The following is a 15,447-nucleotide window of genomic DNA, read 5'->3' on the forward strand; positions in this document are numbered from 1 at the left end:
CGGTATCAGAGCCTTACACTGGCAAATGTCGACTCGTTGCGTGCCTGGCTCAGGGCCGCCATCGGCCCGCTGTGCGGCGACAGGGTCATGGCCTGAGGAATCGGCATCATGGCCACCTGCTGCGCGGTGTTGGAGCCCACGCGCTCGTCACGCGGCGGAATGCCAAAGTACTCGCGATAGCACTTGGAGAAGTGCGGGGTCGACACGAAGCCGCACACCGATGCCACTTCGATGATCGACATCGGCGTCTGCTTCAGCAACTGCCGCGCACGGATCAGGCGCAACTTCAGGTAGTAGCGCGAAGGTGAGCAGTGCAGGTACTTCTGGAACAGGCGCTCCAACTGACGCCGCGAAACCGCCACATAGACCGCCAGTTCGTCCAGGTCGATCGGTTCCTCCAGATTGGCCTCCATCAACGCGACGATTTCCTGCAACTTCGGCTGGTTGGTGCCAAGCATATGTTTGAGCGGCACACGCTGGTGGTCCTGCTCGTTGCGAATACGCTCGTAGACGAACATCTCGGAGATCGCCGCCGACAACTCGCGGCCGTGATCACGGCTGATCAGGTGCAGCATCATGTCCAGCGGCGCGGTGCCACCGGAGCTGGTGAAGCGGTTGCGGTCAAGGGTGAACAGGCGGGTACTCATGTTCACCCGCGGGAAGGCTTCCTGCATCGCGGCCAGGCATTCCCAGTGCACGCTGCAATCGAAGCCGTCGAGCAGGCCAGCGCAGGCCAGTGCCCAACTGCCGGTGCACACGGCGCCCAGCCTGCGCGACTGACGGGCCTGGGCTTGCAGCCAGGTGACGTGTTCACGGGTGACGGAACGCTGGATGCCAACACCACCACAGACAATCACGGTGTCGATAGGCGGAGCATTGCTGATGGCAGCATCCGGTGTGATTTGCAGACCATCGCTGGCCCACACCTGGCCGCCATCGATGGTCAGCGTGTGCCAGCGATACAGCTCACGACCAGACAGCTGGTTGGCCATGCGCAGCGGCTCGACCGCCGATGCCAGGGAAATCAGGGTGAAATTGTCCAATAGAAGAAACCCGATGGACTGGGGTGCTGTGCGGTTCTGGGTTGGATTCCCGGAGGTGTACGACGTCATCGCGATTTCTCCTCACACAAATGCAGGGTGTGCCTCAGGCGGGCACTTACTTCTTGTTATGACCCCTCGGTCATTTTCCGGGGGTAGGCTTGCCAATCTCAACGCAAACGCCGTGCCTAAACTTGAACGGCCATCCAAAAAAACCTGAAAACGACGCCTTTATGGGGCAATTCAAGTGCTTGCATCGTGTTGGCCAGTCGTCCAGAACAGGCGAGCTAGCGCGTTGCCTGTAACGGTTGAGCAGTTTAGTGACACGCGCCGCGTGGGTTTCCCAGAAGCGACACCTTTAAGTGTCACCGACAACCCTCACACTGATCGCGACATCCGACGATCGGTAGCGTGGCGCCGCACCATAAAGAGGCATTGGCGGTTGTGTTGCACCTGCATCAGCCTCAAGGGCCTCTTCGCGGGCAAGCCCGCTCCTACAGGGATTGCACAGTTCCTGTAGGAGCGGGCTTGCCCGCGAAGAGGCCCAGAAGGTCAGTTCAGGAAATCAGCACTCGATAGCGCTGACCGCCAGGCCGCCGCGCGAGGTCTCTTTGTACTTGTCGTGCATATCGGCCCCGGTATCGCGCATGGTGCGGATTACCTGGTCGAGGGAAATGAAGTGCTCACCATCGCCGCGCAACGCCATCTGCACCGCGTTGATGGCCTTCACCGCAGCAATCGCGTTGCGCTCGATGCAGGGCACTTGCACCAACCCGCCAACCGGGTCGCAGGTCAGGCCAAGGTTGTGTTCCAGGGCAATTTCAGCGGCGTTCTCAACCTGTGGCGGGGTGGCGCCGAGCACTTCGGCAAGCCCCGCTGCGGCCATCGCGCAGGCCGAGCCGACTTCCCCCTGGCAACCCACTTCGGCACCGGAGATCGAAGCGTTCTTCTTGCACAGGATGCCCACAGCGGCGGCAGCCAGGAAGTAATCGACAACGCTGGACTCATCCACCGCATCGCTGAATCGCATGTAGTAATGCAGCACCGCCGGGATGATGCCTGCCGCGCCGTTGGTAGGCGCGGTCACCATGCGCCCGCCGGCGGCGTTTTCTTCATTGACCGCCAAGGCGAACAGGTTGACCCATTCCATGGCACTCATGGTCGAGCCGATCACGTTGGGCTTGCCGATTTCCTGCAGGCTGCGGTGCAGCTTGGCGGCACGGCGGCGCACGTTCAGCCCGCCGGGTAGCGTGCCCTCGTACTTGAGGCCGTTGTTGACGCATTCCTGCATGGCTTCCCAGAGCTTGTGCAGGCCAGCGCGGATGTCTTCCTCGCTGCGCCAGACCTTCTCGTTGGCCATCATCAATTGCGACACGCTGAGGTCGTTTTGCTTGCACAGGCGCAGCAGTTCGGCGGCGCTGTTGAAGTCGTACGGCAACACTGTCTGGTCAGCATCCAGCACACCGCTGGCGGCTTGGGCTGCATCGACCACAAAGCCGCCGCCCACCGAGTAATAGGTGTCGCGGTGCAACTCACCCTGCTCGCCTTCGGCAATCAGGGTCATGGCGTTGGGGTGATACGGCAAGTTCTCGTCCAGCAGCAGCATGTCGCGGGCCCAGACGAACTCGACAGGCAAGCGGCTATCCAGCTGCAGGGTGTTGGTTTCGCGCAGGTCAGCGATACGCGGCACGATCTGGGTCGGGTCAATGGCGTCCGGCCACTCGCCCATCAGGCCCATGATGGTGGCGTTGTCGGTGCCATGACCAATACCGGTGGCCGACAGCGAGCCATACAGGCGCACTTCGATCCGTTTTACACGCTCCAGCTCACCGCGTTCGCGCAGGCCCTGAACGAACAGGGCGCCAGCACGCATGGGGCCGACGGTGTGGGAGCTGGAGGGCCCGACACCGATCTTGAACAGGTCGAACACGCTGATGGCCATTGTCGAATCACCTCTTGCTGGGCTTGTCTCTGCGCGCCATGCGCAGGGCGGGGTAGCTGCTAGGCTCAAACAGCGGGCCGCCTTGAATGCCAGCATCATCGGGCTTTTACCGCCCACCTCGCCGTCTGCAACCGACGTACTTTTGTCCAGCAGCGCCGCGCTGTTCTCAACCAGAAACTGCGCCCACCGCGCCGTTTTCCAGCGGCCTGGTGACGCAAAAATGCGCGCGAGGGGGTGGAAAAATCCATAAGCGACATCGCCCATACTGGATACGACCCGTTCCGTACTGGATACGACCCAACCAGTAGGCGATTGCCCGGAGCTGGAGGATTATCGAAAGCGACTCGTAAAGCACGGCCACGCATCCTGCCCTCTGCAGGCCTGGTCGACCGGACCCTCAGAAAGCCCGGCGACCCACGCGAACCCGAAGACAATATCTCAGGAGTCCATCCATGAAAGGTTCACCCTCGCTGTTACTGGTTGCGTTGCTGTCCGCGCCATTGCTGGCCCAAGCAGCCGAACCCGAGCAATGTCAGACTGTACGCTTCTCCGATGTCGGCTGGACCGACATCACAGTCACGACCGCGACCACCAGCGTTGTGCTCGAAGCACTGGGTTACAAGACCCACACCACCATGATCTCGGTACCGGTGACCTACAAGTCGCTGGCCACCGGCAAGGACCTGGACGTGTTTCTCGGCAACTGGATGCCGACCATGGAGAACGACATCAAGCAGTACCGCGACGCCGGCACGGTAGAAACCGTGCGCGCCAACCTGGAGAACGCCAAGTACACCCTGGCAGTCCCCCAGGCGCTGTACGACAAGGGCCTGAAGGATTTCAGCGACATACCCAAGTTCGAGAAGGAACTGGACGGCAAGATCTACGGCATCGAACCGGGTAACGACGGTAACCGCACCATCCAGAGCATGATCGACAAAAACGCCTTTGGCTTGAAGGACGCCGGTTTCAAGATCGTGCAGTCCAGCGAGGCGGGCATGCTGTCGCAAGTTGACCGCGCGCAGAAACGCGGCGAGGCATTGGTGTTCCTGGGCTGGGAGCCACACCCGATGAACACCCGCTTCAAGATGCAGTACCTGACCGGCGGGGACGACTTCTTCGGCCCCGACTTCGGCAAGGCGACCGTGCTGACAAACACCCGCAAAGGATACACGCAGGAATGCAGCAACGTTGGCCAACTGCTTAAGAACCTGTCGTTCGAGCTCAAGGATGAAAGCACCATGATGGGCTATGTCCTGGACGACAAGATGAAACCCGAGGCCGCCGCCAAGAAATGGATCAAGGACAACCCAGGCAAGCTGGATGCCTGGCTGGCCGGCGTTACCACCGTTGATGGCAAGCCTGGCCTGGAGGCGGTCAAGGCCAAGCTTACGCAATAACGAACTACGCAGTAGCGCTACCTCGGGGCAGGACCGTGCCTGCCCCGGGTTGATTTCAATCTATGCAGGTGGAAGCTCGCTATCATGCTTATCGATCAGAAAATACCTCTGGGCCAGTACATCGCGTCGTTCGTCGAATGGCTGACCCAGAACGGCGCGAATTACTTCGACGCCATCGCGCAAGGCCTGGAGTTCATGATCCATGGCGTCACCAGCGCCCTGACTTTCTTCAACCCGTTCGTGCTTATCGCCCTGTTCGCCGCCCTGGCGCACTTCATCCAGCGCAAGTGGGCCCTGACCGCATTTGTCGCCCTGTCGTTCCTGCTGATCCTCAACCTGGGATACTGGCAGGAAACCATGGAAACCCTGGCGCAGGTCACCTTCGCCACGGTGGTATGTGTGGTGATCGGCGTGCCACTGGGCATCCTCGCCGCGCACAAGCCGATGTTCTATACCGCCATGCGCCCGGTGCTCGACCTGATGCAGACGGTGCCCACCTTCGTCTACCTGATCCCTACCCTGACCCTGTTCGGCCTGGGCGTGGTGCCGGGGCTGATTTCCACCGTGGTGTTCGCCATTGCCGCGCCCATTCGCCTGACCTACCTGGGCATCTGCGACGTGCCGCAAGAGTTGATGGACGCCGGCAAGGCCTTTGGCTGCTCGCGTCGTCAACTGCTTACTCGTATCGAACTGCCGCACGCGATGCCAAGCATCGCCGCCGGTGTCACTCAATGCATCATGCTGTCGCTGTCGATGGTGGTCATTGCCGCCCTGGTTGGCGCTGACGGCCTGGGCAAACCTGTGGTCAACGCACTGAACACCGCCGATATCTCCCTGGGCTTCGAAGCGGGCCTGGCGATCGTGCTGCTGGCAATCATGCTCGACCGTATCTGCAAGCAACCGGAACTGCCGGTAAGGGGTGAGGCATGAGCATCATTCGTTTCGAAGACGTCGACGTCATCTTCTCCAACAAGCCGCGCGAGGCACTGGCGCTGCTGGACCAAGGCCAGACCCGCGAGCAGATCCTCAAGCAGACCGGCCTGGTGGTGGGTGTCGAAAAGGCCAACCTCGATATCAACAAAGGCGAGATCTGCGTGCTGATGGGCTTGTCTGGCTCGGGCAAGTCGAGCCTGCTGCGCTGCATCAACGGCCTCAACACCGTCAGCCGTGGCAAGTTGTTCGTCGAGCACGAAGGCAAGCACATCGACATTGCCAATTGCTCCGCGGCCGAACTGAAGATGATGCGCACCAAGCGCATTGCCATGGTGTTCCAGAAGTTTGCCCTGATGCCTTGGCTGACGGTGCGCGAGAACATCAGCTTTGGCCTGGAAATGCAGGGTCGCCCGGAAAAGGAACGGCGCAAGCTGGTCGACGAGAAGCTTGAGCTGGTGGGCCTGACCCAGTGGCGCAACAAGAAGCCGGATGAGCTGTCTGGCGGCATGCAGCAGCGCGTGGGCCTGGCCCGGGCGCTGGCGATGGATGCCGACATCTTGCTGATGGACGAACCGTTCTCGGCACTGGATCCACTGATCCGCCAGGGCCTGCAAGATGAGCTGCTTGGCCTGCAGGCCAAGTTGAGCAAAACCATCGTGTTCGTCAGCCACGACCTGGACGAGGCGCTGAAACTGGGTACCCGCATTGCGATCATGAAAGACGGTCGGATCATCCAGTACAGCAAGCCGGAGGAGATCGTGCTGAACCCGGCCGACGAATACGTGCGCACTTTCGTCGCCCATACCAACCCGCTGAACGTGCTGTGCGGGCGCAGCCTGATGCGCAGCCTGGACAATTGCAAACGGGTCAATGGCTCGGTGTGCCTGGACCCAGGTATCGATTCGTGGCTGGACCTTGGCGAAGGCGGCGCGCTCAAGCGTGCACGCCAGGGCCAGAACGGGCTGGATATGCAGAGATGGGCACCGGGGCAAGATGTGGAGCTGCTGGAGCGCAGGCCGACCGTGGTGCACGCTGACATCGGCATGCGTGAGGCACTGCAGATTCGCTATCAAACCGGCAACAAGCTGGTGCTGCAGGATAACGACAGGGTGGTGGGGATACTCGGGGATACCGAGCTTTACCACGCGCTGCTCGGCAAGAACCACGGGTGAGGCCTTTGGGGCCGCTTCGCGGCCCTTTCGCGACACAAGGCCGCACACACACGTACCGCATCAGCCTCAGGCTCAGCGCTGTACGGGTGGGAACGGCCTTGTGTCGCGAACGGAGGGCAAAGCCCTCCCGGCCATCTGTCAGCGAACGACGATACCGCGCGAAGCCATGTAAGCCTTGGCTTCAGGCACTGTGTACTCGCCAAAGTGGAAGATGCTGGCCGCCAGCACCGCGCTGGCATGCCCTTCCAGAATGCCGTCAGCCAAGTGCTGCAGGTTACCCACACCCCCCGAGGCAATCACCGGAATCCCCAGCGCATCACTGATAGCGCGGGTAACGCCCAGGTCGAAGCCGTTCTTCATGCCGTCCTGGTCCATGCTGGTCAGCAGGATCTCGCCAGCGCCCAGGCCTTCCATCTTCTTCGCCCACTCGACTGCATCCAGCCCCGTCGGTTTGCGCCCGCCGTGAGTGAAAATCTCCCAGCGCGGCGCTTCACCTGGCCCGGACACTTTCTTGGCATCGATGGCGACAACGATGCACTGCGAACCGAAACGGTCCGCCGCCTCGCCAACAAACTCTGGGTTGAACACCGCGGCGGTGTTGATCGAGACCTTGTCGGCACCGGCGTTGAGCAGGTTGCGGATGTCCTGCACGGTCCGCACGCCACCCCCTACCGTCAGCGGGATGAACACCTGGCTGGCCATGCGCTCGACGGTATGCAAAGTGGTGTCGCGGCCATCGACGCTGGCGGTGATGTCGAGAAAGGTGATTTCGTCAGCACCTTGCTCGTCGTAGCGACGGGCGATTTCCACCGGGTCGCCGGCATCACGGATGTTCTCGAACTTGACGCCCTTGACCACCCGGCCGTTGTCCACGTCCAGGCAAGGGATAATGCGCTTGGCCAGTGCCATGGTTCAGTCCTCAGCCTTGGTAGTTGTCACAGAAGGCCTGGGCTTCAGCAACATCCAGGGTGCCTTCGTAGATGGCACGGCCGGTGATGGCGCCGATGATGCCCGGGGCCTTGGCGTCCAGCAGCGCCTTGATGTCGCCCAGGTTGTGAATGCCGCCCGAGGCGATCACCGGGATACGGGTGGCTTCAGCCAGTGCCTTGGTGAAGGGCACATTGCAGCCCTGCATCATGCCGTCCTTTGCGATGTCGGTGTAGACGATCGCCGAGACGCCATCGGCCTCGAAACGCTTGGCCAGGTCGATGACCTGCACCGAGCTCACTTCGGCCCAACCGTCGGTGGCGACGAAACCGTCCTTGGCGTCCAGGCCGACGATGACCTTGCCCGGGAAGGCTTTGCACGCTTCAGCGACGAACTCGGGCTGCTTGACGGCCTTGGTGCCAATGATCACGTAGCTGACGCCAGCCTTGACGTAGTGTTCGATGGTTTCCAGCGAACGGATACCGCCGCCGATCTGGATCGGCAGGTTCGGGTAGCGCTTGGCGATGGCGGTAACCACTTCACCATTGACCGGCTGGCCTTCGAAGGCGCCGTTGAGGTCGACCAGGTGCAGGCGGCGGCAGCCACCCTCGACCCACTTGGCGGCCATGCTCACCGGGTCGTCGGAAAATACCGTAGAGTCTTCCATGCGGCCCTGGCGCAGGCGCACGCAAGCACCGTCCTTCAGATCGATAGCGGGGATAATCAGCATCTTGGGAACCTGTCTATTTGTTGGGTTTCAGGGCTTCTCGAGTGCCCACAGGTCGCTTTCGATGCTCTCGAACCGCTCCTTGAGGTGCAGCTGAACATCGGCAATCGCCCTGTTGTAGTAATGGGGTGCAATCTCTTTGCTGAACAGCTCGAGGACCTCGGCCACCTCGAACGACCCCAACTGCAGCTCGAAGCGGTCTTCGAGAAAACGCTTCAAGGTGTCGAGCGCTTCGCGCTCCTGCTCGGGGGCCAGGGTGATGGTCGGGGCCTTGGTCTTCGACCTGCTCATTTACCAGCGCCCGTCCCAGGCGATGAAGTTCTGCAGCAACTGCAGGCCATGGGTATGGCTCTTCTCCGGGTGGAACTGCACGGCAAAACGCGAACCGTCGGCCAGCGCTGCGGCGAAGTCGACGCCATAGTGACCGCGTCCCACCACTTGGCCCGGCTTGCCGGCATTGATGTAGTAGCTGTGCACGAAGTAGAAACGTGCGCGGTCAGGGATGTCGTGCCACAGCGGGTGGTCGATGGTCTGGCTGACTTCGTTCCAGCCCATGTGCGGCACCTTCAGGTGCTCGCCCTCTTCTTGCAGGTCTTTGCCGAAAAAGCGCACCTGGCCAGGGAACAGGCCAATGCAGTCGACGCCGTTGTTTTCCTCACTGTGCTCGAGCAGCGCCTGCATACCGACGCAGATGCCGAGGAACGGGCGGTCCTGGCTGACTTCGCGCACCAGGCTGTCGAAGCCCAGGCGGCGGATTTCGGCCATGCAGTCGCGAATCGCGCCCACGCCCGGGAACACCACACGGTCGGCCTCGCGGATCACTGAGGCATCGCTGGTCACCAGCACTTTACCGGCACCTACGTGCTCAAGCGCCTTGGCCACCGAGTGCAGGTTACCCATGCCATAGTCGATTACGGCTACCGTTTGCATTTACAGGCACCCTTTGGTGGAAGGCATCTGCCCGGCCATACGCTCGTCGAGGGTGATGGCCATGCGCAGGGCACGGCCGAAAGCCTTGAATACGGTTTCGATCTGGTGGTGGGTGTTGTGGCCACGCAGGTTGTCGATGTGCAGGGTTACCAGGGCGTGGTTGACGAAGCCCTGGAAAAACTCCTGAAACAGGTCGACATCGAAACCGCCAACGCTTGCACGGGTATACGGCACGTGCATCTGCAGGCCTGGGCGGCCAGAGAAGTCGATGACCACGCGTGACAGCGCTTCGTCCAGCGGCACGTAGGCGTGGCCGTAGCGGAAGATACCTTTCTTGTCACCGATAGCTTGGGCGAATGCCATGCCCAGGGTGATGCCGACGTCTTCGACGGTATGGTGATCGTCGATATGCGTGTCACCCTTGCACTCGATATCCAGATCGATCAGCCCATGGCGGGCGATCTGGTCCAGCATGTGTTCAAGGAAAGGCACACCGATATCGAATCGGGCCTTGCCACTGCCATCGAGGTTGATCGAGCACTTGACCTGGGTTTCCAGGGTATTGCGCTCGACGGAAGCCTTACGTTCGACCATCACCAGCTCCGCAAAATCATTGGGCGAAAAGGGTTTCATTATAGGCCCAGAACGCGCCAGCTTGAAACGCGGATGACATATGGCAAAGCCAGGTTTTACGCGGGCTGGATGCTGCTACAGGTCTATACAACCACAGCAGCCCGCTCCTGCAGCGGCGAAAGGGGCGCAACACGCGCCCCCCCCTGATCAATAGAACAGCACAGCGGTCTTTTGCAAGGTCACCCAAACACCCCAGGCCAACGGCACAACCACCACCGCCCAGGCCAGCAGCACCAGTGGCAGGCTGCCTGGCGCCGCCTTCCACTCCAGCGACCGCGCCCCATCGGCGCCCTTGTCATGGCTCAACGCGCGCTCGGCCGCCAGTTCGGCATCACTCATGAAGTGCTTGTCGGCCACCGGGCGCACCAGCATGTTGCAGATAAAGCCCAGCACCAGCAGACCCGCGAGAATGTACAAGGTCATGTCATAAGCCGCCGCCCGCTCCACGCCCGCTGCCAGTTGATACTCGCGCAGGTAGGTGATCAGCACCGGCCCCAGCACCCCCGCTGCCGCCCAGGCGGTCAGCAGGCGGCCATGGATGGCACCCACCATCTGCGTGCCGAACAGGTCGGCCAGGTAGGCCGGCACCGTTGCAAAACCACCGCCATACATCGACAGGATGATGCAGAACGCTGCCACGAAAAGCGCCACGTTGCCCAGGTGCCCCATGTTCGGCACCAGGCTGTACAAGCCCACGCCCAAGGCGAAGAAGGCAAAGTAGGTGTTCTTGCGGCCGATGTAGTCGGAGAACGATGCCCAGAAGAACCGGCCGCCAATGTTGAACAGGCTCAGCAGGCCGGTAAAGCCGGCGGCGATCGCGGCAATCTGCGCCGACTGCGCAGTGCTCAGCTGGCTGAAGGTCAGTTCGTTGCCCAGTAACTTACCGGCGAACACTTCCTGCAGCAGCGGTGACGCCATGCCCAAAATGCCGATGCCCGCCGACACGTTCAGGCACAGCACCAGCCAGATCAGCGCGAACTGCGGGGTCTTCCAGGCCACACTGACGTGCACGTGGCGGTCGGTGACCATGGCGTTACTGGCATTCTTCAACGGCGCAGCCCAGCCTTCAGGCTTCCAGCCGGTCGGTGGTACGCGATACGCCAGGGCGCCAGCGGTCATGAACACAAAGTAGATCGCCGCCATGGCGACAAAGCTCTGCCATACGCCAACTTCGTGCTCATTGCCAAAATGCCCCATAAGCGCGGTGGCCAGCGGCGCCCCGACCATGGCCCCGCCGCCGAAGCCCATGATCGCCATACCGGTGGCCATGCCACGTTTGTCCGGGAACCACTTGATCAAGGTCGACACGGGTGAGATGTAGCCCAGGCCCAGGCCGATACCGCCAATCACGCCGGAGCCAAGCCACATCAGCCACAATTGATGGGTTTTCACACCTATCGCCGAAAGCAGCATGCCACCGCACCAGCACAAGGCCGACACCAGGCCAGCCTTGCGCGGGCCGGCGTGCTCCAGCCAGCCGCCCAGCACCGCCGCCGAGCAACCGAGGAAGACGAAGAACAGGGTGTAGATCCAGCTCAGCATCGAGATTGGCCAGTCGCATTCGGCGCTGAACATCCGGGCCATGAAGCCCATGTCTGCCGCACAGGCGACGGGGGCGGTGATCCCCAGGGCTTGCGACAAGGGCAGCCAGAATACCGAGAAGCCGTAGGCCATACCGATGCACAGGTGAATGGCCAAGGCAGCTGGCGGGACCAGCCAGCGGTTGAAGCCCGGGCGGGCGATTATGCGTTCCTTCGACAGGAAGCCTGGCTCACTGGCCGAGCTTCCCGTCGCGACGGTACTGGTCATGAATCTGATCCTTGTTATAGGGAGGGTGCTCGCGAAGCGGCGCAAGGGTAGCAGCATCAAGCAGCATGAAAGCAATCTGCCATCGTCCATTTTTGCCTAACTGAATCGGTCATGTCCCCGGCAAAAGCTCAGTATTAAGCTGTCGAAAGCCGTACCCTCTGATGCAGGCGTAGGAATTTTCTACATCTCTAGTCGTACAAGCAGGGGTAACCGCTACAGCGTTATACTCTGCCGCCTGAACTCACTAACGGACTAAAAGGACTCGCCCATGAAAGCGTTCGGCAAAATCCTGGGACTGGGGCTTCTCGGGTTACTGCTGATCATCGTGGCGCTGGGCTTCGCCCTGACCCACCTCTTTGATCCCAACGACTACAAAGACGAGATTCGCCAGCTGGCACGCGACAAGGCCCACGTCGAACTGACCCTCAATGGTGACATCGGCTGGAGCCTGTTCCCGTGGCTGGGTCTGGAGCTGCACGAAGCCAGCATCGCTACCTTGAACAAACCCAAGGAACCGTTCGCCGACCTGCAGATGCTTGGCCTTTCAGTCCGTGTGCTGCCGCTGCTGCGCCGCGAAGTGCAAATGAGCGACGTACGTGTCGAGGGCCTGAACCTGACCCTGGCGCGTGACGAACAGGGCCATGGCAACTGGGAGGACATCGGCAAGCCGCTACCCGCGCAGAATGGCGCAGGCACCGATGCACAGGCACAGGCACCTGCCGAGCAGGCGCCTGCGACCACCGACAGCAACGACCGCGCCATCAAGCTGGACATCGACAGCCTGACCGTGAACAACGCCCGCGTGCAGTACACCGATGCCAAGACCGGCCAAAATTACAGCGCCGAGAGCATCCAGCTGAGCACCGGCCCGGTCCATGAAGGCGCAAACATCCCGCTCAAGGCCAGCGCCTTCGTCAGCGCCAGCCAGCCGAGCATCAAAGCCCGTACCGAGCTGGCCGGCGAATTGCGCTTCGACCGCAAGCTCAAGCGCTACAACTTCGAAGACATGCGCCTGTCGGGCGAGACCTCGGGTGAGCCTACCGGCGGCAAGACCGTGACCTTCGCCGCCCAAGGACAACTGCTGGTCGACCTGGCCGCCAATGTCGCCTCGTGGAACGGCCTGAAAGTCTCGGCCAACCAACTGCGCGCCCTCGGTGAGCTGAACCTGCGTGATCTGGACAAAGCACCCCAGCTGAGCGGCGGCCTGTCCATCGCCCAGTTCAACCTGCGCGCCTTCCTTGAAAGCATTGGCCACCCGCTGCCGGCCACCAACGACCCGGCCGCCTTCGCCAAGCTGGAGCTGGTGACTCGCCTGCAGGGCACGCCCAGCAGCCTGGCCCTGGAAGACCTGGCGGTGAAGCTGGACGACAGCACCTTCAGCGGCCGCGTGGCCGTCGAAGATTTCGCCAAACAAGCCCTGCGCCTGCAGCTTAAGGGCGACACCTTCGACGCCGACCGCTACCTGCCGGCCAAGAGCGAAGAAGCCAAGGGCGCCACCGCTGCGCGCCAGGCCGAGGTCAAGCAACAAGAGGCCAGCGCCGTAGCCGGTGCTGGCACCACACCACTGCCCAACGCCCCAACACACGTGGCATGGAGCGACGACAAGCTGCTGCCGGTCGACCGTCTGCGCGCCCTCGACCTGCAGGCCGACCTGGCCTTCGGCTCGTTGACCCTGGATAAGCTGCCGATCGAGAGCGCCCAGCTCAAGGCCGTTGGCCAAGGCGGCCTGCTGACCCTGCAAACCCTGCGCGGAGAGCTGTACAACGGCACCTTCGAAGCCAAGGGCACTGTCGACGTGCGCCCTGCCGTGCCACAGCTGGGTGTGAACACCAATATCCAGCGGGTGCCGGTGGAACACTTCATCAAGACCGAAGGCAAGGAACAGACGCCGCCGGTCAAGGGCCTGCTGACCCTGACCAGTGATCTGACAGCCACCGGTAACAGCCAGAAAGCACTGGTCGACACCCTGAACGGCAGCGCAAACTTCGCCATCAACGATGGCGTGCTGGTCAATGCCAACCTGGAACAGCAGCTGTGCCAGGCCATCGCCACGCTCAATCGCAAGACGCTGAGCAGCGAACCACGCGGCAAGGACACCCCGTTCCAGGAACTGCGCGGCAGCCTGGTAGTACGCAATGGCGTCGCCAGCAACCCGGACCTCAAGGCGCGCATCCCGGGCCTCACCGTCAATGGCCATGGTGACCTCGACCTGCGCGTGCTGGGCATGGACTACAACGTCGGTGTAGTCGTCGAAGGCGACCAGCGTGCCATGCCGGACCCGGCCTGCCAGGTCAACGAACGTTATGTAGGTGTTGAAGTACCCCTGCGCTGCCGTGGTCCGCTGGAACTCGGCGCAAAGGCCTGCCGCCTGGACCAGAACGGCCTGGGCAAGGTTGCCGCCAAACTGGCCGGCAACCGCCTGAAGGACAAGATCGATGAAAAGCTTGATGAAAAACTTGGAGACAAAGTGAGCCCGGAACTGAAAGACGCGCTCAAGGGGCTGTTCAAGCGATGAGCCCCGAGCAGTTCTCCAGCGCAGTGCTGGACTGGTATGACGAGCACGGCCGGCACGACCTGCCCTGGCAACAGGGCATCACGCCGTACCGGGTGTGGGTGTCGGAAATCATGTTGCAGCAGACCCAGGTCAGCACCGTACTCAACTACTTCGACCGCTTCATGCAGGCCCTGCCAACCGTGCAAGCCCTGGCCGAGGCACCGGAGGACGAAGTGCTGCACCTGTGGACGGGCCTGGGTTACTACACCCGCGCACGCAACCTGCAAAAGGCCGCCAAGGTCGTCGTCGAGCAACATGGCGGCGAATTCCCGCGCAGCGTCGAGCAGCTTACCGAGCTGCCCGGCATTGGCCGCTCCACTGCCGGCGCCATCGCCAGCATCAGCATGGGCATCCGCGCACCGATCCTCGACGGCAACGTCAAGCGCGTGCTGGCACGCTACACCGCCCAGGCTGGCTACCCCGGCGAACCCAAGGTTGCCAACCAGCTATGGGCCACTGCCGAGCGCTTTACCCCGCAACAACGCGCCAACCACTACACCCAGGCGATGATGGACATGGGCGCCACGCTGTGCACGCGCAGCAAGCCCAGTTGCCTGATCTGCCCGTTGCAGCGCGGCTGCGAAGCGCACCTGCACGGCGAAGAAACCCGCTACCCAGAGCCCAAACCGCGCAAGGCGCTGCCGCAACGGCGCACACTGATGCCACTGCTGGCCAACCACGAAGGCGCCATCCTGCTTTACCGCCGCCCCTCCAGCGGCCTGTGGGGTGGTTTGTGGAGCCTCCCGGAGCTGGACGACATCGCCCAGCTCGACGACCTGGCCTACCAGCACGGCCTGCGCCTGGCTGGCCGCCACGCCATGGACGGCCTGACCCACACCTTCAGCCACTTCCAGCTGGCGATCGAGCCTTGGCTCGTGCGCGTCGACCCGGTCGGCGAGCACGTGGCCGAGGCCGACTGGCTCTGGTATAACCTCGCCACCCCGCCGCGCCTGGGCCTCGCCGCTCCGGTGAAAAAGCTGCTTGAACGCGCGACCGACGAACTGATTGCAGGAGACGCCCGATGACCCGCACCGTGATGTGCCGCAAATACCAAGAAGAACTGCCAGGCCTGGAACGCCCGCCTTATCCCGGTGCCAAGGGCCAGGACATCTTCGAACACATCTCGCAGAAAGCCTGGGCCGACTGGCAGAAGCACCAGACCATGCTGATCAACGAGAAGCGCCTGAACATGATGAACGCCGAGGACCGCAAATTCCTCCAGGCTGAGATGGACAAGTTTTTCGCCGGCGAAGAATACGCCCAGGCCGAAGGCTACGTTCCACCGGCCGAATGACCCCAAAAATCGTAAGCGACGGAATTAATTTAAAATTTTTTCAAAAAGTCGTTGACGAGCGGTCCGGAAATCTATTTAATTCACCT

General features: G+C 61.9%; 14 protein-coding genes. 6 read left to right on the forward strand and 8 right to left on the reverse strand.

Features of this window, described 5'->3' with window-relative positions; translation table 11 throughout:
• Positions 1-5: 5 nt before the first annotated feature.
• Together AA098_RS26105 and AA098_RS26110 are read right to left on the reverse strand one after the other, a co-directional pair.
• On the reverse strand, positions 6-1,112 hold the full coding sequence (locus tag AA098_RS26105; RefSeq protein ID WP_003255719.1) for a GlxA family transcriptional regulator: 1,107 nt from the start codon (positions 1,110-1,112) through the stop codon (positions 6-8).
• Between the two features lie 493 nt (positions 1,113-1,605).
• On the reverse strand, positions 1,606-2,982 hold the full coding sequence (locus AA098_RS26110) for an L-serine ammonia-lyase (RefSeq protein ID WP_003255722.1): 1,377 nt from the start codon (positions 2,980-2,982) through the stop codon (positions 1,606-1,608).
• Between the two features lie 452 nt (positions 2,983-3,434).
• Here AA098_RS26110 and AA098_RS26115 point away from each other — a divergent pair, with 452 nt between their 5' ends.
• The 3 genes from AA098_RS26115 (at position 3,435) to choV (ending at position 6,487) form a co-directional block, all read left to right on the forward strand.
• Positions 3,435-4,382 carry a choline ABC transporter substrate-binding protein gene (locus tag AA098_RS26115; protein ID WP_003255724.1) on the forward strand — a complete coding sequence of 316 codons (948 nt, stop codon included), beginning with the start codon at positions 3,435-3,437 and terminating at the stop codon, positions 4,380-4,382.
• A gap of 81 nt (positions 4,383-4,463) precedes the next feature.
• Positions 4,464-5,312 carry a choline ABC transporter permease subunit gene (gene choW, locus AA098_RS26120; protein ID WP_172830946.1) on the forward strand — a complete coding sequence of 283 codons (849 nt, stop codon included), beginning with the start codon at positions 4,464-4,466 and terminating at the stop codon, positions 5,310-5,312.
• Positions 5,309-6,487 (forward strand): choline ABC transporter ATP-binding protein, encoded by a 1,179-nt coding sequence (gene choV / locus AA098_RS26125; RefSeq protein WP_003255727.1) that lies wholly within the window; start codon positions 5,309-5,311, stop codon positions 6,485-6,487. The genes choW and choV overlap by 4 nt, the downstream gene beginning before the upstream one ends.
• 138 nt (positions 6,488-6,625) lie before the next feature.
• On the opposite strand, the gene hisF is transcribed toward choV, so the two are convergent.
• The 6 genes from hisF to AA098_RS26155 form a co-directional block, all read right to left on the reverse strand.
• Positions 6,626-7,396, reverse strand: a complete 771-nt coding sequence (hisF, locus tag AA098_RS26130; RefSeq protein ID WP_003255729.1) for an imidazole glycerol phosphate synthase subunit HisF — start codon at positions 7,394-7,396, stop codon at positions 6,626-6,628.
• Between the two features lie 10 nt (positions 7,397-7,406).
• Positions 7,407-8,144, reverse strand: coding sequence for a 1-(5-phosphoribosyl)-5-[(5-phosphoribosylamino)methylideneamino]imidazole-4-carboxamide isomerase (hisA, locus tag AA098_RS26135; RefSeq protein WP_003255731.1), 738 nt, complete (start codon positions 8,142-8,144; stop codon positions 7,407-7,409).
• A gap of 27 nt (positions 8,145-8,171) precedes the next feature.
• Positions 8,172-8,432, reverse strand: coding sequence for a DUF2164 domain-containing protein (locus tag AA098_RS26140; RefSeq protein WP_003255734.1), 261 nt, complete (start codon positions 8,430-8,432; stop codon positions 8,172-8,174).
• On the reverse strand, positions 8,433-9,071 hold the full coding sequence (hisH, locus tag AA098_RS26145; protein ID WP_003255735.1) for an imidazole glycerol phosphate synthase subunit HisH: 639 nt from the start codon (positions 9,069-9,071) through the stop codon (positions 8,433-8,435).
• Complete coding sequence (gene hisB, locus AA098_RS26150) at positions 9,072-9,665, reverse strand: imidazoleglycerol-phosphate dehydratase HisB (protein WP_003255736.1); 594 nt, start codon at positions 9,663-9,665, stop codon at positions 9,072-9,074.
• A 186-nt stretch (positions 9,666-9,851) separates the two neighbouring features.
• Complete coding sequence (locus AA098_RS26155) at positions 9,852-11,513, reverse strand: OFA family MFS transporter (RefSeq protein WP_064615100.1); 1,662 nt, start codon at positions 11,511-11,513, stop codon at positions 9,852-9,854.
• Between the two features lie 268 nt (positions 11,514-11,781).
• Between AA098_RS26155 and AA098_RS26160 the strand changes: the two genes are divergently transcribed.
• Genes AA098_RS26160 through AA098_RS26170 form a run of 3 tightly spaced genes read left to right on the forward strand, consistent with a single transcriptional unit; the run spans position 11,782 to position 15,361 of the window.
• On the forward strand, positions 11,782-14,028 hold the full coding sequence (locus AA098_RS26160) for an AsmA family protein (protein ID WP_064615101.1): 2,247 nt from the start codon (positions 11,782-11,784) through the stop codon (positions 14,026-14,028).
• Complete coding sequence (gene mutY / locus AA098_RS26165) at positions 14,025-15,092, forward strand: A/G-specific adenine glycosylase (RefSeq protein ID WP_064615102.1); 1,068 nt, start codon at positions 14,025-14,027, stop codon at positions 15,090-15,092. Before AA098_RS26160 ends, mutY begins: the two co-directional genes overlap by 4 nt.
• The gene (locus AA098_RS26170; protein ID WP_003255742.1) at positions 15,089-15,361 is read left to right on the forward strand and encodes an oxidative damage protection protein; all 273 of its coding nucleotides are present in this window, start codon (positions 15,089-15,091) and stop codon (positions 15,359-15,361) included. Before mutY ends, AA098_RS26170 begins: the two co-directional genes overlap by 4 nt.
• Positions 15,362-15,447: the final 86 nt, after the last annotated feature.

It is taken from the genome of Pseudomonas sp. JY-Q (assembly GCF_001655295.1).
Taxonomy (GTDB): domain Bacteria; phylum Pseudomonadota; class Gammaproteobacteria; order Pseudomonadales; family Pseudomonadaceae; genus Aquipseudomonas; species Aquipseudomonas alloputida.